This window comes from Streptococcus sp. UBA3373 (genome assembly GCF_002360305.1).
GTDB lineage: Bacteria > Bacillota > Bacilli > Lactobacillales > Streptococcaceae > Streptococcus > Streptococcus alactolyticus.
This window is the reverse complement of sequence record NZ_DEQF01000003.1, coordinates 52,930-73,801: the sequence shown is the minus strand read 5'-3', so window position 1 is coordinate 73,801 and position 20,872 is coordinate 52,930. Positions and strand designations below refer to the sequence as shown.

Here is a 20,872-nt window from a genome sequence, read left to right as displayed (position 1 = left end):
ACCGTAACCAGCGTTGTTAACCAAAACATCGATGCGACCTTCGTTTTTGATGATGGTATCGACTGCTTTTTTGATTGAATCGCCATCTGTCACGTCTAGGTAGATTGGTTTAACACCTTTAGCTTTCAAAGGTTCCATAGCATCCAAACGACGTGCTGCACCGTAAACGATATGATCTTGTCCAGCCAAATCTTCTGCTGTTTGATAACCAATACCACTACTTGCTCCTGTTAACAAAATAACCTTTTTCATTTTTTCTTATCTCTATTTCTTCTTTTTCAATTGATGTCTTTATTATAGTCCTTAATTTTGGCTTTTGCCATAACTTATAACGCCATTATTATGACAGTTAATGACAAACGCAATAACATTTTTCGTCATGTTTTTAATGAACGCTGTTCATCATGTCATCATGCAGGTAAACCGTTTGTTTGGTGCGGCGTTCTGCATTTTTCACCATTGCTTGCGCAACGTTTTGTGGGGTGATACCTTTCCAGCCAGACATTGGTCCGACTAGGACAGGTGAGATGACTTGGAAAATCTTAATCCAAATGGCATCGCCAAGTGGCAGGTTCTCGCGGTCAGGGGCGATGAGCATTGACAGATGGTAAAAACGCACATCACCAAGTGACATACTGCGTAGCGAATCTTCTAAGCGCCCTTTAACTTGCAAATATTTGTAATAAGATATTTGGCTATTGGCACCCATAGCAGATACTAAATTAAAGCTTCTGATTTTACCTTGACAAATTTTCGCGAATTGGAAATCATAGCCAAAATCAACTTTTTCAAATAACTTGCGGTCATCTGTTCCAATGACGAAAAAGACATCTGCGTCTTGTAACACCACATCATCGACAATCGGATGGTTAAAATCAATCAAGATTCTCTTCATCTTGTCATGGTCTGGTAAACGTCGAATAGACTCACGTCCTAGGACATAAACCTTATCATAGTAAGCACTTTTCAGTGTTTCATTTAAAATATGGCCACCTACTTCACCAGTAGCAACTAAAATAATTGCTGTTGCCATACTCTTTTCCTTTCTTACAAGTACCTGTCAACACATCCTTAAGATGTTGACTCTTAACTTTTGACACTATTATTATACGTCTAAAGTATTGGAAATAAAATGATAAAGGATGCCTTTCATTTGCCATTTTACGACAATCCCTGACAGCTTTCATCAAAATGAACTGCTAAAAAGAAAAAGAGTGTAGCCTCTTAGCCTCTTAAGGAGTCGTCTTATCTATAATTATAAATGGAAAACTTTCATATCAATGCTATTGCTATTGATGTATTTTTGGTTAGTAAATTCACGGATACCGTCAGCACCTAATTCACGGCCGTAACCTGAGTTTTTGATACCACCAAATGGAATAGCTGGTGATGGAAGAGTTGGTTGGTTAACGCTGACTGCACCTGATTCCATTTGTGCAGCAAGGCGGTAAGCACGTTCTGGTGATTCCGTGTAAACTGAGCTACCTAGACCGTATTGTGTACCATTAGCAAGGGCAACCACTTCTTCTTCAGTGTCGAATGAGAAGATCATCAAGACAGGACCAAAGATTTCTTCGTTGAAGATTGGGTTATCTGGAGTCACATTTGTTAAGATAGTCGGTTGAACAAAGGCTGTGTCTTCTGGGACAGGTTGACCATAAGTTGTTGCTGTTGCACCGTGTTCAACGGCAAGGGCAATTTGTGCACGAACTTTATCAGCGGCTTTTTTATTCACAACAGGAGCTAGAGTTGTTGCTTGGTCCATTGGGTCACCAGATACCAAGTTGCAAACAGCTTCTTTGATTTGTTCCATGAAAGTATCATAAAGGCTAGAGTGAATGAATATACGTTTGTCGCCTACACAAGCTTGACCTGATAGGGTTAGGCGTCCAACCATAGCACCTTGCATCACTTTTTCCATATCTGCATCGTCTAGAACAACCATGGTATCAGAACCACCTAATTCAAGGACGATTTTCTTAAGGTTTTGACCAGCTGTTGCAGCCACACCACGTCCAACTTCTGTTGAACCTGTAATAGTCACACCTGTCACACGAGGGTCAGCAATGACACGGTCAGATTGTTCGTAGCTGACAAACAAGTTTGTGAAGACACCTTCTGGTGCACCAGCGTCACGCATCAATTTTTCCATTGCAAGGGCACATTGTGGTACGTTTGAAGCGTGTTTCAAGACCATCACGTTACCTGCCATAAGGGTTGCTGACATTGGACGAACGATTTGGAAGTAAGGAGCGTTCCATGGTTCGATTTGGTAAATAATTCCTGTTGGTTGGTAGATACCTACTGCATCACCTGCGTTTTGGTCAGGGTTTTTGATGATTTCTGGTTTCAAGTATTCAGCACCGTGATCAGCGTAGTGGTTAAACATATCAGCAACCACGTTCATTTCCCAAGCTGATTCCATGAAGAGTTTTCCTGTTTCAAGTGTATTGTAGCTTGCCAACTCTTCGCGGCGTTCCATAACTAATTCAGCAGCGCGGTGAAGGATTGCTGCACGTTCTTCAAACGTTGTGTTTTTCCAAGATTGGAAAGCTTCGTGAGCTTTGGCTAATTTTTCTTCTAATTGAGCATCTGTTAATGTATCAAATGTTGCAAGAACTTCGTTGTTATATGGGTTTTTACTTTGGTATGGCATAATCAAATACCTCTTTCGTTTTTTAGTTATTTTTTTATTTGGCCTCTCTCGACATTATGGTATTAGTTTACACCGCCACCCCTAAAAACAGAACAGCAAAAAGCGACTCCTTTTTAGCAATTTATGACAATTCAAATCAAAAAAATCAAAAGACTTGTTGCCAAGTCTTTTGATGGTTTCACTAGTTGATTTTTCCAAAGGTATCTGCTATGCGCATGGTGGCTTCTTTGATGGTTTCAAGGGGAGCGGCGACATTGAGGCGGGCAAAGGTCTTGCCTTCTTCCCCAAAATGCTCTCCGTCATTTAGGACCACACGCGCTTCTTTTTGCAATTTTTCGTTGAGCTGGGGTTGTTGAATGCCGTAAGCTGAAAAATCAAGCCAAATCAGATAGGTCCCTTCAGGTTTCATGACCTTGATATTAGTATTTTCCCCCAAGTAATCCACAACGTAAGTGATGTTTTCCTCAATGACTGATTTCAATTCTTCTAGCCAAGGTTTGCCATAAGTAAAGGCGGTTTCGGTTGTTATCATGCCCAAGGTTGGCACTTCGTGCTGATTATTGGCTAATTGGACACGTTTGAAAGCATCGCGTAATTGCGGATTTTGGATAATCGCAAAGCTGTTCTTTGTTCCCGCGATGTTAAAGGTCTTTGTCGCTGATGAAAGAATGATGGCAAAATCCTTGAAACGCTCGTCCACCGTGTTAAAAGAATGGTGGGTATTGCCAAAAAGGGCTAAATCTTGGTGAATTTCATCGGAAATCAAGATAACACCGTGTTTGGCACAAAGGTCACCGATTTTTTGGAGTTCCTCTTTGGACCACACGCGCCCACCTGGATTGTGAGGACTGCAAAAGATGTAGAGCTTGACCTCATTATCCTCAATGTCTTTTTCCAACTGCTCAAAATCAATCTCAAAATGCCCATTTCGAATGAGAAGGGAATTTTCCACCAATTTGCGGTCGTTTAAACGAACGGTTCTGGCAAAAGGGTAATAAACAGGCGAATTGATGAGAACAGCGTCGCCTTTTTGGGTAAAGGCCTGAATAGCAACGGAAATAGCAGGAACAACGCCGTCAATAAAGGCAATGTCTTCCTTACTGATAGCGTAGCCATGCTCCTTTTTCTCCCAATAAATCACCGCTTGATACAGCGAGTCTTTGGCATAATTATATCCAAAAATATGCTCCTGACCATAGTTGATGATAGCTTCCTTGATAGTTGGAACAGGGAAAAAATCCATATCTGCCACCCAAAGTTGTAGCAAATCAGGGTCATTTTCCGACGCTTGCCATTTATAAGTAAATTGATTTAGGCGATTGGGTCTGGTTGTAAAATCGTATTGTCCCATATTAAGCCCCCAATGCTGCTTTCAAATCTTGCTTCAAATCGTCTACGTCCTCGATACCAATAGACAAACGCAATAAATCATTGGTCAAGCCGTAAGACAGGCGGACGTCCTCTGGAATATCAGCGTGGGTTTGCGTTCTTGGGTAGGTGATAAGGCTTTCCACACCGCCAAGACTTTCCGCAAACGTGATAACTTCCAAGCGGTTGATAATCGTTGGAATTTTGCTTTCATCAGCCACTTTAAAGGAAATCATGCCACCTTTTCCTGTATAAAGAACTTCCTTAACTGTTGGCAAGGTTTTCAAAAAAGTAACCAATTCACGTGCATTTTCAGTGGCTTTTTCCATGCGCAATTTGAGGGTTTTTAAGCCACGCATCAATAAGTATGAATCAAAAGGCGATAGGGTTGAGCCTGTGGTGTTTAAATTATAGAAGAGTTTGTCATAAATGGCTTGGTCATTGGTCACTACAATCCCTGCTAAAACGTCATTGTGCCCTGCCAAGTACTTGGTTGCCGAATGCACCACAATATCTGCTCCAAGAGGAATAGGATTTTGGTAAATAGGGCTATAAAAAGTGTTATCCACAATGAGTTTGGCTCCTTTGGCGTGAGCGGCTTTGGCAACCGTCGCAATATCAAATTCGACCATTAAGGGATTGGTTGGGGTTTCGATGTAAACAATGTCAGTATCATCAGAAATGGCTGCCAACAAGTCGCTTTCTGTATTGGCATACTCAACGGTAAAACGTCCTTCGCTTTCTTTGTCGTTGAACCAGCGGAAAGACCCACCGTACAAGTCACGCGCCGCAACTACTTTAGCACCGACAGGAAAGATTTCAAAAGCCAGCACAATAGCACTCATACCAGAGGATGTGGCTAGGGCATAATCAGCTTGTTCAATCGCTGCTAAGGTTTTTTCTAAGGTCGCGCGCGTTGGATTTTTGGTGCGTGTGTAATCAAAACCTGTTGATTTGCCAAATTCAGGGTGTTGATAAGTTGTGGAAAAGTGAAGGGGTGCCGCCAAGGCTCCTGTTGCTTCGTCTGATTTGATTCCCGTATGTGCCAAGATAGTGGCTAATTTGTATTCGTTAGTCATTCTAGTCCCCTTTCTTTTGATTGCTCCAAAGCAATCAATCTCTTTTTAAATGTTATCACTATTCTACCACTTATTAGGCATTAGACAGGCTTTTTGGTTATTCTAATTCTTGATAATGAGCTATAAGTCAAAACTATAACACAAAAAAGCACCGCAAGGGTGCTTTTTTAATATCTTAAGGTAAGTGTAATTTTTGACGCAAGGTTTTGGCGCGTGTTCCGATGAGTTTATCCAGCAAATGAGTGGCTAGGGTCAAAAAACCATAGACAAGGACGCCAATCGCACCAACCAAGGCAATGTAAACCACACTACCAAGACGTGTTGTCGGACTAATGGCAAAATGAAGCCCATAAGCTGCTATAGCCACAACCACACCCATGATAAGTGCTAATAGCGTCATCAAGAGAATCGAACGTCTTAACCCTTGGCGATTAAAGCCAGTCACTTCATGAATACGACGGTACATCAAGACAATGGGCACAGCTAAGCCAATCGCCGTTGAAATCAAAGGACCGTAAGCTTGGAACACATAGATAAATGGAATTTGCAGCACAATCTTCACCACCAAACCATAGACAAAGTAAAGGATAGCTTTGCGAGGTTCAAAGAGGGCTTGAAGCATTGGTGCTAACAAACTGTAAAGAGCTAGGAAAATAACCTGAATCAAGGCCCCCACAAAAAGCCAGAGAGCTGTATTGCTTGGAGCTCCGTAAAAGAGCGTATAGATAGGTTCTGCCAAGATAATGGCTCCAACCAAGGCTGGGAAGAGCACCATCCAAAGCATTTGCAAGTTGTTGACAACTAATTGAGCAGCGGCTTTTTTGTCTTTGTTGACAAAGTTTTCGGTTAATAGGGGAATACCCGCACCTGCGATAGCCGTTGCAATAGACACCAAAATCATCGTAATCTTGTTAGGGTTACTTGATAGAAAAGCGTACAAGATTTGCAGGTCTTTGTTGCTATACGATGTAAAAGATGTCATCGTATTGATGAAGGACATTTGGTCCACAATTTGAAAGAGCTGAATAGCTGCTCCTGTGATGATAAAAGGAATGGCTTCTTTTATTGTTTCAAGGATAAGGGCTTGCGTGTCAACCGTCACGTCGTTGGTATTGCCAGCAAAAATAGCTTGCCATTTGCCTTCTCGCCACAAGAAAACTACCAAAACCAAGACGCTGGCAATCATTCCAATGAAGGCTGCAAAAGTGGATTGCACGACGGCATTCACATAATCTCCAGAGCCGATATTCATGATGATATAGGCAGTGAGCAGCATCCAAATCACGCGGATAATTTGCTCAGCAATTTGGCTCATGGCGTAGGGTTTTAAATTATTGAAACCTTGGAAAAAGCCACGTAAAACACTCATTGAAGGGAAAATCAGCAGGGCCCAAGACAAGCTTTTCATGACACGAACTAAGTCTTCCCCACCACCACTCCAAGCAGCCAGAAGCGGCGAGCCTAGATACATGATGGCTGCAAAAATCAGCCCTAAAATACTGGTTAATTTCAGTATTTTCCGCAGCAAGTGGTAGCTGGTTTCTTCTTGACCAAGGGCATTGTACTTGGAAACCTGTTTGGCAATGGCAACAGGAATTCCTGCCGTTGATATGAGAAGAAAAACGGCATAAATGTTATACCCCATTCCAAAAAGGGCATTGGCTTGTTCGGCGTGCGTTCCCATCCAAGCGTACCAAGGAATAATGTAGAAAGCACCGAGCAGGCGGCTGAGAAAATTGGAAGCCGTCAACCAAGCCGTCCCACGGACCATCTGTTGTTGCTGTGTCGTTGTTGTATTATTTTCAGACATAGTATTCTCTCTAGATGTAAATTTTAAAAATAAGCGTTACGTTTTATTATAAACTTTTGCTTATGACTTGTAAATTAAAGACTTTAAGTCTAAAATAGAACGTATGATTACACTTGAAGAAACCATCCAGATTTTAACCAAAGACCACAATTTTCGTGAGATTATCTTTGGCAATCATTACAGCCTTGATTGGCCTGAAAATCCGCAGTTTAAGCACATCAGCTTTGATAGTCGCGATGTAGACCAAGACACCCTTTTCTTTGCCAAGGGAGCGACGTTTAAAAAAGAATACCTTGAGCAAGCTATTCAAAAAGGGCTAGGCTTTTATGTGAGCCAAGTGGATTATGGTCTTGCGATTCCAGCCATCATCGTGACGGACATCAAAAAAGCCATGAGTTTGATTGCTATGGTCTTTTACGGACACCCTGAAAAACAATTGCATTTGCTGGCATTTACAGGAACGAAGGGCAAGACTACGGCGGCTTATTTTGCCTACCATATTCTAAAACAAAGCCACAAGCCAGCCATGCTCTCAACCATGAACACCACGCTTGATGGAAAGACTTTTTTCAAATCGCATCTGACAACTCCTGAGAGCCTTGACCTCTTCAAAATGATGGCGACAGCGGTAGACAACGGCATGACCCATCTCATCATGGAAGTGTCTAGTCAGGCTTATCTTGTTGACCGTGTTTATGGTTTGAGCTTTGATGTGGGCGCTTTTCTCAACATCAGCCCAGACCATATTGGACCTATTGAGCATCCGACCTTTGAGGATTATTTCTACCACAAGCGTCTGTTGATGGCTAATAGCAAAGCGGTTGTGGTCAATGCTGACATGGACCATTTCAAAGTGGTGGCCCAACAAGTGGCTGACAAACCGCATGATTTTTACGGCAAAACGACTGACAATACTATCCACAATAGCAAAGCTTTTGCATTTGACGTGGCAGGAACCTTGGCTGGGCACTACGATATTCAGCTCATTGGTTCATTTAACCAAGAAAATGCCTTGGCAGCTGGACTTGCCTGCCACCGTCTAGGAGCTAGCCTTGATGATATTCAAAAAGGAATTGCTGAAACCAGCGTCCCAGGTCGTATGGAAGTCATCACCCAAGCCAATGGTGCTAAGGTCTTTGTGGACTATGCCCATAACGGAGATAGCCTTGCCAAATTGTTGTCTGTCGTGGAAGAACACCAAAAAGGAAACTTGTATTTGATTTTGGGAGCGACTGGTAATAAAGGGGAAAGTCGCCGAGCTGATTTTGCCCGCATCATCAATGCCCACCCTAATCTACACGTGATTTTGACGGCAGATGACCCTAACTACGAAGACCCGCAAGCTATTGCCGAAGAAATTGCCAGCCAAGTCAACCGTCCGCTTACCATTCAAGTGGACCGTGAAAAAGCTATCGCGCACGCTATGACATTAACAAAAACACAAGATGATGCTGTTATCATTGCAGGAAAAGGGGCTGACGCTTACCAAATCGTCAACGGAGAACACACGCCTTACGCTGGAGATTTGCAAATCGCCAAAAAATACCTTGAATTAGAATGATTTTAAGTAAACTTTTGAATGATTCTAACCAAGTAGCAATCATAGAAAAAGCCTTTTCTCAGGCTTTTTTTCTTGTTACAATAAAAAAGACATTTTCTAGAAAGGAGGACTTGTATGTCACAAATTGCTGCTGAAAATATCTCAGTTGCCTATGAGGACAAGCTTATTTTGGACAAGCTATCTGTCACCATTGCCAAGCAAGAAATCACCACGATTATTGGGGCAAATGGTTGCGGCAAATCCACTTTATTAAAAGCCTTGACTCGCATTCACCCTGTGAAATCTGGGCATGTTTTAATTGACGGAGAGTCTATCGTACACTTGCCAACTAAGGAAGTGGCGAAAAAACTAGCCCTGCTTCCACAAATGCTTGAGGCAACGGACGGTATTTCAGTTTATGAATTGGTTTCTTATGGGCGTTTTCCTCACCAAAATTCTTGGGGACGATTGACCAAAGAGGACAAGGACAAAATCAATTGGGCGATGGAGATGACCAAGGTGGCTGACCTTGCTAATGAAAGCGTTGATTCCCTCTCTGGTGGGCAACGGCAATGTGTTTGGATTGCCATGGCTTTGGCACAAGACACCGACACGATTTTTCTGGACGAGCCAACCACTTATCTCGACATGAATCACCAATTGGAAGTCTTGGAATTGCTCAAAAAGCTCAACACTGAAACCAAGAAAACCATTATCATGGTCTTGCACGATTTGAATTTATCCGCACGTTTTTCGGATACCTTAATCGCTATGAAATCTGGAAAAATCGCTTATCACGGCAGCATCACCGATATTATGACGCCAGCTATTTTGCGTGATATTTTCAACATCGATGCCCAGATCGTTCAAGACCCTATCCACAACCGCCCAATATTGCTGACTTATCAGCTGACATAGATTAATCATTTGGAGAATAATATGAAAAAGTTTTTCGTCGCTTTAGCAACATTTCTAGCAACCTTTACACTCGTGGCTTGCCACAAAAATAACTCATCATCTGATACCAAGCAGGCAGACTTGTCTAGCATGCCTAAAATCACTGGCTTCTCTTACGAAGGGGACATTCCCAAAAATCCTAAAAAAGTCGTCAATTTTGCCTATTCTTACACAGGCTACCTCTTGGAACTTGGGGTCAATGTGTCTAGTTATTCCTTAGATTTGGAAAAAAACAACCCTGCTTTTGAAAAACAATTGGATAAGGCTGTGCATCTGACTTCAGATGATACCGAAGCTATCGCTGCGCAAAAGCCTGATTTAATCATTGCCTTTTCAACTGATAGCAACCTCGCTCAATTAAAAGCCATTGCTCCTGTTTTGGTCATTGATTACGGCAAAAACAATTACTTGGAAATGATGACCGCTCTTGGAAAGGTCTTTGACAAAGAAGACAAAGCCAAAGAATGGCTAAACCAGTGGGAAGAAAAAACCAAGGCTACCAAGGAAGAATTGAGCCAATACATCGACCCATCAAGCACCTTTACCATCATGGATTTTTATGATAAGGACATTTACCTTTACGGTAAGAACTGGGGACGTGGTGGAGAACTGATTTATGACGCTCTTGGCTATGCTGCTCCTCAAAAAGTGCAAGAAGACGTCTTTCCTGCAGGCTGGCTAAATATTTCTCAAGAAGTGCTAGGCGATTATGTTGGGGATTATTTGGTGGTTAACACCAGCAAGGACAGCCAAAACGTGGCAGCTTCCCTGAAAGAAAGCGACGTTTGGAACAACCTCTCTGCCGTCAAAAACAAGCACGTCTTAGAAGTCGATGAAAATCTCTTTTATTTCTCAGACCCCTTGTCATTAGATAAACAACTCGACGTTTTCGTGACAGCCATCAAAGAACTCAACGCTTAATCCCTATCAATCCAATGCTTTCTGAAAAGGAAATCTCATGAAACCAATCTCCCTTCTTTTTCAAAAAAATAAAACCGCTGCTACTTGGCTTTTCCTTATCTGTCTCTGCCTACTTTTTGGGCTGGGCTGGTATGGAGAGCTTCGCTTTGGTGCCATCACCTATTCCAATAGCCAGCTCGTTCAAGTGCTCAAGCACCCTTTGACGGATTCGCCAGTGCAAGATGTCATTATTGATTTACGCTTACCAAGAACGCTGGCTGCTATTTTGGTTGGTGCTGCCATGGCGCAAGCTGGGGCAATCATGCAGGGCATCACACGCAATCCCATTACTGACCCTGGGCTTTTGGGTATCAATGCCGGTGCTGGATTGGCACTGATTGCGGGCTATGCATTTTTGGGGAGTATGCATTATAGCGTGATGTTGGTCCTTTGCCTATTAGGAGCTATTGTAGCGGCACTCTTGGTTTTTGGCTTGGCTTATCGTCCTAGAATGGGTTACCAGCAACTGCGATTGATTTTGGCAGGGGCTATGGTTGCTATGCTATTGTCAGCTATCGGACAAGCTTTGACCTTGTATTTTGATTTGTCAAAGGCTGTTATTGGCTGGCAGGCTGGTGGCTTGGCTCAGGTCAATTGGAAAATGCTGGGCATTATCGCTCCTGTCATTGTCCTTGGCTTGATTCTAGCCCAAATATTCGCCCATCAATTGACCATTTTAAGCCTTGACGAAACCGTTGCTAAATCTTTAGGGCAAGAAACTTTCTCCATGACCGTGACTTTTCTTGGTATTGTGGTGATTTTGTCTGCTGCTGCAGTTGCCTTGGTGGGAAGTCTTGCTTTCGTAGGCCTTATCATTCCACATTTTATAAAACTGTTTGTGGCAAAAGATTACCGCCTCATTCTGCCCTTAACAGCTTTTGCAGGTAGCACATTTATGCTGTGGGTGGATTTGGTGAGTCGCGTTATGAATCCACCTACTGAAACGCCACTCAGCGCTATCATCAGCATCATCGGCTTGCCTTGCTTTTTATGGTTGGTTAGAAAAGGAGAACAAGCATGACTGCAAAACGACCTACTGCTCGTCATTTTATCTTGTTAAGCGTCTTGCTCGTCCTAGCCTTCCTCCTATCTTTGTCGCTTGGGTATGCGCATTCGTCCTTTGGCGACGTCCTTCAAGTCTTTTTAGGGCAGGCCGACCCAACCACTTCACTCATCGTTTTAGACATCCGTTTGCCACGTATTTTGGCTTGTTTGCTGGGAGGTGCCTCGCTGGCTTTGGCAGGGGTATTATTGCAAACGCTGACGCGAAATCCCTTGGCAGACTCAGGTATTTTGGGCATCAATACAGGCGCTGGGCTGGTCATTGCTCTGATGATTGGATTGTTAGACACGAGTCATCCACTGGTTATTGCACTTATGCCATGCTTTGCCATGCTAGGCGGGATGCTAACCATTTGCATCGTTTATCTCGTATCTTATCGGAAAAATCAGCCCATCAATCCAACACGCCTTATTATTGCAGGGGTGGGGATTTCCAGTCTGCTGTCTGGTTTGATGGTGGCTGTCATGGACCAACTTGACCCAAATGAAACGGACTACATCGTTTCTTGGTTAAGCGGGAAGGTGACTGGCGGCAATTGGCAAACGCTGATAATTTTGGCGCCGCTGCTCATTCTCATCTGGCTGGCAACTTACAGCCGTAGTTACGCTTTAAACATCATGACCCTAAACGAAGAAAGCGCACTAGCTTTGGGATTACATCTGAAACGAGAACGCTTCTATATTCTCGTATTAGCCACAGCCTTAGCTGCCATTAGCGTGGTACTCGTTGGCAATATCACCTTTGTTGGCTTACTGGCTGGACACATCACGCGCCGCTTTCTAGGCAGCGACCACCGCGTTAGCCTACCTGCCAGCATGATAATGGGAATGCTATTGCTCCTAATCGCCGATACCCTTGGCCGTATTTTCTTAGTTGGAACAGGCATTCCCACAGGCATCGTCGTTGCCATCATCGGAGCGCCTTATTTCCTCTACCTCATGTCAAAAACAGCATAAAATCCCTAAACCATCTCGGTCTAGGGATTTTCTTTAGGCTTTGCTAATCAATAGAAAATTTTCCGTGTCAAAAAGCATCTTTAAGACATATTTGCCTTGGTCATTTTTGTGAATGTAACCCAATAACTCCAAGGCTGTGACAAAAATATCAGGGCGTTTTTGGGCCACCTCGTCCTTGCGTGCAAATTTTAAGAGAAATGTTGTCATGTATTTCAAGGCATACTGAGGATTGACATCCCCTAACAAATCATAGAGCGGCTTTTGGGCAGCTGAAAGAGGCAAATTCTCATCCAGCTTGAAAAAGTAATTGGCCAAGGTCAAGTCATCTCGTGCAATACCTGTTTCTTCTCGCACAACCAAGTCGTTGGTTGTATTAGCTAGTTCGGTTTCAAAACGCAGCGCCATAAGCTCAGCAAAAACCTCGCTTTGGTCATCCACAAAAACCTGACTATCTAAGCTCACACAAGCCACATCCTCTAACAAGTCCAAACCAATCGTGTAGCGTTTATTTTCACGGATAATGTACCCTGCCTGAATGTACTCCTCCAACAAACGGTCAATTTTGGTCACCTCGGGAAATGCCGCCTTTATCTGACGCAAGGTCACATCATCGTGCTGGTACAAAAAAGCTACCAAGTCTTTAAAAAAAGCTTGTCGAGTCCATTTATCTGGATTAAATATACGAATCATATCAATTCTCCTACATAGTGTAATAGCTTAGACTGTGCTAATTGGCTGGGATTGGTCCCAGGTTGATTGAATGGCACAGCAAGCCCAAGTTTATCATAATAAGCCTGCCAAAAAGGGGAAATCTCTTGATTACCATCACCAAACTGCATGGGGATAGGGGGAAAAATAGGCAGAATACTAGCAATATATTGTGAGCAATAATAAGCATCATTGTCGGGGTAAAAGCTGTCATTGTAAGGCTTTCCGAGTAAATTTTCCGCAGCCCTAAAGACCTTTTCCACGTTTATTTGCGGATAGCGATAGACGGCAATTGCCTGCGAATGACTGGCTAAAAAAGCCGCCAAATCTTCCTTAATCACGCCCTTATCTCTCGTGGCATGGTAAATCATGTGGTCAAAATAAATGGCAACATGGCTATACTTTCCTGTTGCCTCTTGAATAGCTTGTGACAGGTCGGACGCATCCTTCACAAAAAGCAAATCCCCCGCCTGCAATTCCTGAATAGTCATAGCCTTATTATAACAAAAAACCAGCCTGACGGCTGTAAAACTTTCTCACTTAAACCGAAACATTGTAGCACGCTCTAGTGATATGCTATAATGCCAGTATGAAAATATTAATTCCTAACGCCAAAGAATTACATACCAACCAAGATGCTTTTCCAAGTCAAAACCTAACTCCTATGAGTCAAACAGTTCTCAAAACCATACGCGAATACGCTGTTGATGACTTGGCCAACTTTTACAAAATTAATTCCAACAAGGCTGACCAAGAATGGCTGCGCTGGAAACGTCTTGCTGACGGGGAAGTCAAAACCTACCACGCATGGCTATTATATGACGGTCTCATGTATCGGTATATGAAACGAACTCAGGTAACTGAAGCGGAGCGACATTATCTTGATAACCACCTTCGTATCGCTACTGCCTTATACGGTTTAATCAGTCCCATGACGTTAATCGCACCACATCGCCTTGATTTTCAAGGAAATCTCAAGATTGACAACACATCATTAAAACAATTTTGGAGACAACAATATGACGAAGAAGTCCAAGATGACGAACTCATCATTTCATTACTGTCATCAGAATTTGAGCAAGTTTTCTCTCCAAATATCCGCAAACGCATAGTTAAAATTGTCTTTATGGAAAATAGAAACGGAAAGCCAAAAGTTCATTCAACCATTTCTAAAAAAGGACGTGGTCGTTTGGTCTCACTCATGGCTGAAAAACAAATTGAAACCATTGAGCAAATCAAACACCTAACCTTTGACGGCTTCCAATTCTCACCAGAATTATCCAAAGACCAAACCCTCACCTTTATCCGTGATCAAGAATAACATCCCAAAAATAAAAAGCAAACCAATCAAACCAACGATTCGTTTGCTTTTGTTTTGTTATTCTCTATAATAATATGCTTCTGCAGGAAAGTCAATAAATTGTTGCCCAGCAATCAACCTTGATTGGGAAGAATCCGAATGATCTCCTTTGGGATTTTTGACACCAGTAGAGTAAACTTCAATAGCAAATCCACCGGGTGCACCGTTAGCTGAACCACATGCTAAGATAACTGTTCCATAAGAACTTTCTCGTGGCGAACTAATATTCATTCCTTCAAGCATTCCTTCATCACTAAATTCAAAAGTTTGCCCTCTACCATTTTTCCATGTTCCAGCTAATGATGTATAATCTCCATTAAGTATCTGGTCAATATTTAAATCACCTGAAGAAGTCTGTTCTGATGCCAAAGGTTGCCAATCCAAAATACTAAAATCAAACTCTTTTTTCCCCTTGATGTCAAAATAATCCGACAACTCTACATCTCTCCCAATCGGTACAGTAGCACTTTTTATAGTATCAATACCACTATTATCTGCTCTCAATTGATACTGGGTATCTTCCATTTTTGTTCCTGTTGACGTCCACTTAGCAGTAATAATCGTTCCATCTGTGTAAATATTTGCAGCTTCTCGATAACCACCACTTGATGCAACATAACTTTGTGCCAAATAGTCAGCTACTCCGTTATTATCATAATAAAGAGCCGCAAATTCAACTGTTCCCGTAGACTCCCAGTACCGTCCAGAAAATAGTTCATCCTGACCATTCCCATCAATATCATAATAAGCGTAATGCGTCGCTGGAGTATCACTTGTATCATTTCTAAGTTTTTCTAAAACGATATCATAAATACTATTATTACCTGTTACTTCCTCATTACTTTCTGTCTGTGATGAACTAGAAGTCGAGCTACTACTTTCATTTGAACTAGTATACCAACTGCCTGTCGCCGCTTGATTACTATCTTTTTTAGAGCAACCAAACAATATCGATAATCCCATCATTCCTAGTAAAGCTATCTTTTTCATTCTAAAATTTTTCTCCTTAATTAATTATACTATTGACGATAATAGTAAGATCAGCTGGTAAATTATATACACCATTTTGAGTTGGTACAATTCGTGGTTTAGAAGTATCCGAATTATCTCCTGTTGTCTTAAAACCAACCTTAAGCAATGCTAATAAACCTCCAGTATACCCATTACTGACTCCAATATAAGGAACACCATCACTTTCATATCTAAAAGCACCTCCCAAACTTCCTTCGCCCGTCCTTCCGCTTACTGTACTGACAACAGATCCATCTGCTTGAATGACAAGAGTATCACCTCTACCATTAACCCATGTTCCCACTAACGATTCATAATCACCTTTACTGATTGCAGTTAAATCAATATCTTTGACTGATTGTTGTTCTTGCTCATAAGCTGATTTTACTTGAAGAGCACCTGACCAAACGTAACATACTTTTCCATCAAGGATTACTTCTTACCAAGTTGAAATATCATTATATTTATCACCATTAACATAATCAGATACTTGTAGAATATCACCCTTTCGTCTTGAATCAATAATATCAGAATTTAAGCTTGGTTTAGAACGCAAATTTACCTCATCTGCATTAACAACATATTCTGTTTTATTAGGTTTTCTGTGAAAATAAACCTGTATTGCTGACTGATTTCCTTCTCCTGTTGTCAATACTTTATTTCCTTCATCATTGGCATAGCCATATAATACCTCTGTCGTTTGATCTTCTGAAAATTCAACTGTACCATTAACTCGCTGAATGTCTTCAGAAGAAATATTAATTACAATCTTAATACTCGGCATAACTGCTGTTCGACTAGGTTCTTCACCATTTACGGTCATATTTCCCGAAGTGACATAGGTTTGAATAGAATCCGATCCTTTATACTCTTTGATTGTGTATGTCCCTATCAGAGGACTTCCTTGATTATATGCCATTAGCTCTGCACCAGATCTACATAATATTGCGGTACCATCATTATTTAATGACAAGCCTCCAAACATTAATGATGATGTATTAGATTGAACATAATAATACTTATAATTTAGGTACCATTCACTATAATCTTTACTCTCTTCTTGTGATGATATATTACTACTGCTAGAAGTTTGTATTCTCTCACTACTTTGCGTTGTTTTAGTATTATTTGATTCCTGATGACAGCCTACTAATAATAAACAAGAAAAAATAAAACAAGCTTTTTTCATAATAATCTCTCATTTTTCTTTCGCTTTGTGCTCATTATATCATAACAAATACTCCTCTGAATAGATTATAGTAACTTTCTAAAAACGTTAAAAATTATGGGACAAACCCAGAAAAAAAGCGAGATACAATAATTATCTCACTTTAGTTTTAATATAAAATTCTAAGATTTTTAGACGACTCACGTCGCTTTTTTATTATCCCTTATTAATTAAGCGTTAAAGCTTTCTGTTAATTGTGGTACCACTTGTTTTTTACGTGAAACAGCGCCTGCTAAGAAAGCGTGGTTGTTTTCAAGTGTGAAGTTGAAAGCTGCTTCGACTTTGTCCATGTTTGAACCAAGTGCCAAGATTTCTGAGTTTGAGTTAAGAATATCAGTAATCATAAGTACAAAGTCAGAGTAACCATTTGCAGTATTTGCTGCTGTAATAGCTGCTTCGATTTCTGCTTGGCGTTCAAGAACTTCGTTAATATCAACTGTGTTAACTTGTGCTACACGAACTTGGTTTCCATTAAGTTCAAATGTTTTGGCGTCAATGTCAATCAATTCTTCAGCAGATTTTGTTGCCAAGTTTGTACCAGCTTTAAGCAAAGCCAAACCATATTCTTCAAGATTTACACCTGCGATTTCTGCCAAGTCAGCAGCAACAGCTGGGTCTGTGGCATGAGTTGTTGGTGATTTAAGAAGAAGGGTATCTGAAATCAAACCAGACAAAAGCAAACCAGCCATTTCTTTAGGAATAACAACGTTATTTTCTTTGTATAGGCGGTAAACGATTGATGAAGCTGAACCAACTGGTTCTAAACGCATGTAAAGTGGGTTAGCTGTTTCAAAATTTGCAACACGGTGGTGATCAACAACTTCGATAACTTCAACGTCACGAATATCAGAGATTGATTGTTGGAATTCGTTGTGGTCTGTCAAAATAACTTGGTCAGCCCCTTCAGCTTTTGCAGATTCCACAACGCGTGGTGCTTCTACGCCAAAGTAGTCTAAAGCAAAAGCAGTTTCTTCATTTGGAGTGCCTAGGGCAACAGCTTTAGCATCAACACCAAGTTCACGTTTCAAATATGCATAAGCAACTGATGAACCGATAGCATCAGAGTCTGGATTTTGGTGACCAAAAACTAAAATTTTAGACATGTTTTCTACCTCATCATTATTATTTTACTTCTCTCTCTCATTTTAGCAAAAAAAAGCAAAAAAGGCTATATGCGAGGCGTAATACTTTCAACTTCCTAGAAGGTTGCAACAAAAGAAAAAACTCCTAGGTCAGTAATCCTCTGACTATAGAAGTTCTTAGTTTTCCTCTGTGTCCTCTTTGGAAGTTGGTGCTTGTTCTTCAGAAGCTGAAGCGTCATCGGTAGCTTTAGTTTCTGTTTGTTTGGTTTTTTCTTGTGCCAAAGCCAAACGCAACAAACGTTCTTCTTCCTCGCGGTTTTCACGATTTTGTGTGGCTTTCTTTTCCTTACGGTAAGCCATGTAGCGGCGGCTGTTATCCACCAAATGCAAACTCCGAACGCCCTTGACCAATAACCACCATACAAAAACGATAAGCGATTCTAGCAGCAGCAAAAACTCAATCAAAATGACGCCAATTAAACTCCACGCCATAAAGAGAGTTACGAGCAACTGCGAAAAGATTTTCTTGAGATTGCCCAAATCATTATTGTGGATGGCTAGGGTTTCTAAAAAGAGGTTCAAAATGCCCTGTAAAAGAGCTGATTTGGTCGAAGCCTCATCATACACAACCTTATCTGTGGCTTTTTGGCTAGGCAAAACCACTACGATATCTCCATCTTGAATATAATCAACCGTATCACCCAATTTAATATCAAAATCAAATAAATCACGCGCCACTTTTTTAATCTTACCATCTTGAATCAGGTAAACAAAGGCCTCATCAAATTTTAAAACTTTGTAACTATTCATGCTTTTTTCACCTTATGCTATAACTTATCAAAGTTTTGAGGCAATGTCAATATCTCATTGGTGGATGCGTTTCATGTACTCGGTATAAGATTCGGTGTGCATCAATTCTTTGGCATTTTGGACGCGTTCCTTGGTTGGCGGTTTGACGCCTTCAAGGGTATAAGGAATCCCCAATTCACGCCACTTAAACTCACCCAAGGTATGATAAGGCAAGATTTCAAACTTATCCACATTTTTCAGCGTCGCGACAAATTTTCCTAGCTCAGTCAAATCCTCATCAAAATCCGTCAAGCCAGGTACTAGCACATGGCGAATCCACACTGGCACTCCCTTGTCAGACAAGTAGCGTGCGAAGGCTAAAATATTAGTGTTAGGTTGACGCGTCACCACGATGTGTTGTTTGGGATTGATTTCCTTCAAATCCAACAAGACCAAATCTGTCACTGCTAACAACTTATCCACAACCTCGTGGTATTCTGGCGTATCGCGAAAACTAAATCCACACGTATCCAAGGTACAATGAATCCCCATAGCTTTAGCCTTGGTAAAGAGAGCCGTCACAAAATCAATTTGCAACATAGCCTCACCACCAGAAACAGTAATCCCTCCATTTTTCCCCCAATAATGGCGGTAACGAAGGGCTTCTTCTAACACATCATCAACCGTGCGTTCTCTTGATTTGTTGGTTTCCATTGCCCAGGTATCAGGGTTGTGGCAATACTGGCAGCGCATCTTGCAGCCCTGCATGAAAATCACAAATCGTACCCCTGGCCCATCAACAGAACCGAAACTCTCTGTGGAATGCACCATTCCTGTTACTTTACCATAATCTATTTCTGTCATTGTCATTTCCTTTGTAACCGTTTTTCTAATATTATTATAGCATTTTCATAAGAAAAAAGACTAAGGTTTAGCTCAGTCTTCTTCAATACTCTGTTCTATATCAGAAAAGACAACCTTCAATTTCGTGACACGGCCATCTTTCACTTTATCGTTGGTAATAGCAATATGTTTTTCTTTGGTGTCGATTTCAAAGGTTTCACGACTCTCTTGGGTTGGGATATTGCCCACACCTGTCAGGTAGAAACCAGCAATGGTATCCACATCATCGCTTTCTAGCTGCACATCAAAATAATCGTTAAACTCGTTTAGAGTCATTGTCCCAAGAACAATATAGGTATTATCACCAATTTCGCGAACAAATTGTTCAGCCATATCGGTTTCATCATCGATTTCACCGACAATTTCTTCAAGAAGGTCTTCTAAGGTGACCAAACCAGCAACCCCACCGTACTCATCTAGCAAGATAGCCATTTGATTTTGGGTATTACGCAATTGACGCAACAAATCATCCACAAAGATAGTTTCTGGAACAAACAAAGGTTCTTGTAAAATTTTACGCAAAGCCACTTTGTCAAATCCATCGCAAAAACCAGCAGCTAACAAACGTTTGGTATGCAAGATACCGATAATCTTGTCCTTATCGTCGTCATAGACTGGGATACGTGAAAAGTTTTGTTTCAGAATTTCTTGAATATTGTCTTGGGTATCGTCGTTAATGTCAATCATGAAGGAGTCGGTACGGGGCACCATCACTTCACGCGCCATCAATTCGTCCAAAGAGAAAACACCTTGGAGCATCTCAATTTCTTCTGCGCCTAACGTTTCTTCACTATTAGACAACATATAAGCAATCTCATCACGGGTCATCTTCTCATCTGCATCGTCAAATTGCATTGGAGTCAGACGCGACAAGAGATTGGTTGATGCTGAGAGTAGCCAAACAAACGGACTTACAATTTTTCCTATTAAGATAATGACTGGGGCAGAAACAACCGCTAAATTTTCCTTGAGGTTGAGGGCAATTCGTTTAGGGTAAAGCTCACCAAGAACAATGGAAATATAGGTCAAAAAGACAAGTGAAATCACACTACCTGCCGTTTGAGCCCAAACAAAATTACCAAACCAAGACGCAATCACACTTCCTAGAGAAGCTGACAAGCTCGCACCTTGGAGCAGACCAATAAAGGTAATACCAACTTGGATGGTTGATAAGAAATTGTTGGGATTGTCCAGAACAGACAATAATCTTGTATATCTCCGGTCGCCTTCTGCTGCTTTTTGCTCAACACGGGAACGGTTTAGGGAAACTAAAGCCATCTCAGAAGCTGAGAAAAAGGCATTTAGGAGCGTCAAAATCAATAATAAAACAAATTGTAATGCTAAGTTCTGACTGGGGTCTTCCATATTACATGTACTCCTGTTCTTCAAAAACTAATATGAA

The 20,872-nt window shown here is 41.4% G+C and carries 21 protein-coding genes; 6 read left to right on the top strand and 15 right to left on the bottom strand.

Going from position 1 to position 20,872, the window contains the following annotated elements; translation table 11 throughout:
- The 6 genes from B3R79_RS00585 to B3R79_RS00560 all read right to left on the bottom strand — a co-directional run.
- Positions 1 to 252 (bottom strand): SDR family NAD(P)-dependent oxidoreductase (locus B3R79_RS00585; protein ID WP_293693148.1); only part of this gene is annotated, 252 nt, incomplete at its 3' end.
- A 133-nt stretch (positions 253 to 385) separates the two neighbouring features.
- A complete protein-coding gene (locus B3R79_RS00580) occupies positions 386 to 1,033 on the bottom strand; it encodes an NAD-dependent dehydratase (protein ID WP_293693147.1) in 648 nt (215 codons plus the stop codon).
- Between the two features lie 222 nt (positions 1,034 to 1,255).
- Positions 1,256 to 2,656, bottom strand: coding sequence for an NAD-dependent succinate-semialdehyde dehydrogenase (locus B3R79_RS00575; RefSeq protein WP_293693146.1), 1,401 nt, complete (start codon positions 2,654 to 2,656; stop codon positions 1,256 to 1,258).
- A gap of 181 nt (positions 2,657 to 2,837) precedes the next feature.
- Complete coding sequence (locus B3R79_RS00570) at positions 2,838 to 4,007, bottom strand: MalY/PatB family protein (protein WP_293693145.1); 1,170 nt, start codon at positions 4,005 to 4,007, stop codon at positions 2,838 to 2,840.
- Position 4,008: 1 nt separating this feature from the next.
- A complete protein-coding gene (locus B3R79_RS00565) occupies positions 4,009 to 5,103 on the bottom strand; it encodes a cystathionine gamma-synthase (protein WP_293693144.1) in 1,095 nt (364 codons plus the stop codon).
- A 175-nt stretch (positions 5,104 to 5,278) separates the two neighbouring features.
- On the bottom strand, positions 5,279 to 6,913 hold the full coding sequence (locus B3R79_RS00560; protein WP_154454555.1) for a putative polysaccharide biosynthesis protein: 1,635 nt from the start codon (positions 6,911 to 6,913) through the stop codon (positions 5,279 to 5,281).
- A 103-nt stretch (positions 6,914 to 7,016) separates the two neighbouring features.
- On the opposite strand from B3R79_RS00560, the gene B3R79_RS00555 reads away from it, so the two are divergent.
- The 5 genes from B3R79_RS00555 (at position 7,017) to B3R79_RS00535 (ending at position 12,389) form a co-directional block, all read left to right on the top strand.
- Positions 7,017 to 8,474: a UDP-N-acetylmuramoyl-L-alanyl-D-glutamate--L-lysine ligase gene (locus B3R79_RS00555; protein WP_293693143.1), complete on the top strand. Its 1,458-nt coding sequence runs from the start codon at positions 7,017 to 7,019 to the stop codon at positions 8,472 to 8,474.
- Positions 8,475 to 8,588: 114 nt separating this feature from the next.
- Positions 8,589 to 9,371 carry an ABC transporter ATP-binding protein gene (locus B3R79_RS00550; protein WP_154454553.1) on the top strand — a complete coding sequence of 261 codons (783 nt, stop codon included), beginning with the start codon at positions 8,589 to 8,591 and terminating at the stop codon, positions 9,369 to 9,371.
- A gap of 21 nt (positions 9,372 to 9,392) precedes the next feature.
- Complete coding sequence (locus B3R79_RS00545; protein ID WP_154454552.1) at positions 9,393 to 10,331, top strand: ABC transporter substrate-binding protein; 939 nt, start codon at positions 9,393 to 9,395, stop codon at positions 10,329 to 10,331.
- Between the two features lie 37 nt (positions 10,332 to 10,368).
- Positions 10,369 to 11,391: a FecCD family ABC transporter permease gene (locus tag B3R79_RS00540; RefSeq protein ID WP_293693142.1), complete on the top strand. Its 1,023-nt coding sequence runs from the start codon at positions 10,369 to 10,371 to the stop codon at positions 11,389 to 11,391.
- A complete protein-coding gene (locus B3R79_RS00535) occupies positions 11,388 to 12,389 on the top strand; it encodes a FecCD family ABC transporter permease (protein WP_293693141.1) in 1,002 nt (333 codons plus the stop codon). Before B3R79_RS00540 ends, B3R79_RS00535 begins: the two co-directional genes overlap by 4 nt.
- A gap of 33 nt (positions 12,390 to 12,422) precedes the next feature.
- Here the strand turns inward: B3R79_RS00535 and B3R79_RS00530 are convergent, their stop codons facing one another.
- Complete coding sequence (locus B3R79_RS00530; RefSeq protein ID WP_293693140.1) at positions 12,423 to 13,079, bottom strand: DUF1803 domain-containing protein; 657 nt, start codon at positions 13,077 to 13,079, stop codon at positions 12,423 to 12,425.
- On the bottom strand, positions 13,076 to 13,588 hold the full coding sequence (locus B3R79_RS00525; RefSeq protein WP_154454548.1) for a YiiX/YebB-like N1pC/P60 family cysteine hydrolase: 513 nt from the start codon (positions 13,586 to 13,588) through the stop codon (positions 13,076 to 13,078). Before B3R79_RS00525 ends, B3R79_RS00530 begins: the two co-directional genes overlap by 4 nt.
- Before the next feature lie 98 nt (positions 13,589 to 13,686).
- Between B3R79_RS00525 and yaaA the strand changes: the two genes are divergently transcribed.
- Complete coding sequence (gene yaaA, locus B3R79_RS00520; protein ID WP_293693139.1) at positions 13,687 to 14,418, top strand: peroxide stress protein YaaA; 732 nt, start codon at positions 13,687 to 13,689, stop codon at positions 14,416 to 14,418.
- 57 nt (positions 14,419 to 14,475) lie between these two features.
- Here yaaA and B3R79_RS00515 read toward each other — a convergent pair whose 3' ends face one another.
- From B3R79_RS00515 to B3R79_RS00485, 7 genes are all read right to left on the bottom strand, one after another.
- Positions 14,476 to 15,447, bottom strand: coding sequence for a DUF6287 domain-containing protein (locus tag B3R79_RS00515; RefSeq protein ID WP_204984239.1), 972 nt, complete (start codon positions 15,445 to 15,447; stop codon positions 14,476 to 14,478).
- A gap of 16 nt (positions 15,448 to 15,463) precedes the next feature.
- Entirely contained in the window at positions 15,464 to 15,772 is a 309-nt protein-coding gene (locus B3R79_RS00510; protein WP_293693138.1) for a hypothetical protein, read from the bottom strand.
- A gap of 135 nt (positions 15,773 to 15,907) precedes the next feature.
- Positions 15,908 to 16,657 carry a hypothetical protein gene (locus tag B3R79_RS00505; RefSeq protein ID WP_293693137.1) on the bottom strand — a complete coding sequence of 250 codons (750 nt, stop codon included), beginning with the start codon at positions 16,655 to 16,657 and terminating at the stop codon, positions 15,908 to 15,910.
- Positions 16,658 to 16,866: 209 nt separating this feature from the next.
- Entirely contained in the window at positions 16,867 to 17,799 is a 933-nt protein-coding gene (locus B3R79_RS00500) for a manganese-dependent inorganic pyrophosphatase (protein ID WP_293693136.1), read from the bottom strand.
- Between the two features lie 156 nt (positions 17,800 to 17,955).
- Complete coding sequence (locus B3R79_RS00495) at positions 17,956 to 18,588, bottom strand: hypothetical protein (protein WP_204984238.1); 633 nt, start codon at positions 18,586 to 18,588, stop codon at positions 17,956 to 17,958.
- Positions 18,589 to 18,642: 54 nt separating this feature from the next.
- Positions 18,643 to 19,437: a pyruvate formate-lyase-activating protein gene (gene pflA, locus B3R79_RS00490; RefSeq protein ID WP_293693135.1), complete on the bottom strand. Its 795-nt coding sequence runs from the start codon at positions 19,435 to 19,437 to the stop codon at positions 18,643 to 18,645.
- 66 nt (positions 19,438 to 19,503) lie between these two features.
- Positions 19,504 to 20,835, bottom strand: coding sequence for a hemolysin family protein (locus B3R79_RS00485; protein ID WP_168260436.1), 1,332 nt, complete (start codon positions 20,833 to 20,835; stop codon positions 19,504 to 19,506).
- Positions 20,836 to 20,872: the final 37 nt, after the last annotated feature.

Bases quoted from the DNA above. Each gene is read 5' to 3' on its own strand.
- B3R79_RS00545 (WP_154454552.1), top strand. From the start codon at position 9,393: ATGAAAAAGTTTTTCGTCGCTTTAGCAACATTTCTAGCAACCTTTACA.
- B3R79_RS00575 (WP_293693146.1), bottom strand. From the start codon at position 2,656: ATGCCATACCAAAGTAAAAACCCATATAACAACGAAGTTCTTGCAACA.
- yaaA (WP_293693139.1), top strand. From the start codon at position 13,687: ATGAAAATATTAATTCCTAACGCCAAAGAATTACATACCAACCAAGAT.
- pflA (WP_293693135.1), bottom strand. From the start codon at position 19,437: ATGACAATGACAGAAATAGATTATGGTAAAGTAACAGGAATGGTGCAT.
- B3R79_RS00515 (WP_204984239.1), bottom strand. From the start codon at position 15,447: ATGAAAAAGATAGCTTTACTAGGAATGATGGGATTATCGATATTGTTT.
- B3R79_RS00495 (WP_204984238.1), bottom strand. From the start codon at position 18,588: ATGAATAGTTACAAAGTTTTAAAATTTGATGAGGCCTTTGTTTACCTG.
- B3R79_RS00525 (WP_154454548.1), bottom strand. From the start codon at position 13,588: ATGACTATTCAGGAATTGCAGGCGGGGGATTTGCTTTTTGTGAAGGAT.
- B3R79_RS00535 (WP_293693141.1), top strand. From the start codon at position 11,388: ATGACTGCAAAACGACCTACTGCTCGTCATTTTATCTTGTTAAGCGTC.
- B3R79_RS00560 (WP_154454555.1), bottom strand. From the start codon at position 6,913: ATGTCTGAAAATAATACAACAACGACACAGCAACAACAGATGGTCCGT.
- B3R79_RS00565 (WP_293693144.1), bottom strand. From the start codon at position 5,103: ATGACTAACGAATACAAATTAGCCACTATCTTGGCACATACGGGAATC.
- B3R79_RS00530 (WP_293693140.1), bottom strand. From the start codon at position 13,079: ATGATTCGTATATTTAATCCAGATAAATGGACTCGACAAGCTTTTTTT.
- B3R79_RS00540 (WP_293693142.1), top strand. From the start codon at position 10,369: ATGAAACCAATCTCCCTTCTTTTTCAAAAAAATAAAACCGCTGCTACT.
- B3R79_RS00505 (WP_293693137.1), bottom strand. From the start codon at position 16,657: ATGAAAAAAGCTTGTTTTATTTTTTCTTGTTTATTATTAGTAGGCTGT.
- B3R79_RS00550 (WP_154454553.1), top strand. From the start codon at position 8,589: ATGTCACAAATTGCTGCTGAAAATATCTCAGTTGCCTATGAGGACAAG.
- B3R79_RS00485 (WP_168260436.1), bottom strand. From the start codon at position 20,835: ATGGAAGACCCCAGTCAGAACTTAGCATTACAATTTGTTTTATTATTG.
- B3R79_RS00500 (WP_293693136.1), bottom strand. From the start codon at position 17,799: ATGTCTAAAATTTTAGTTTTTGGTCACCAAAATCCAGACTCTGATGCT.
- B3R79_RS00570 (WP_293693145.1), bottom strand. From the start codon at position 4,007: ATGGGACAATACGATTTTACAACCAGACCCAATCGCCTAAATCAATTT.
- B3R79_RS00555 (WP_293693143.1), top strand. From the start codon at position 7,017: ATGATTACACTTGAAGAAACCATCCAGATTTTAACCAAAGACCACAAT.
- B3R79_RS00580 (WP_293693147.1), bottom strand. From the start codon at position 1,033: ATGGCAACAGCAATTATTTTAGTTGCTACTGGTGAAGTAGGTGGCCAT.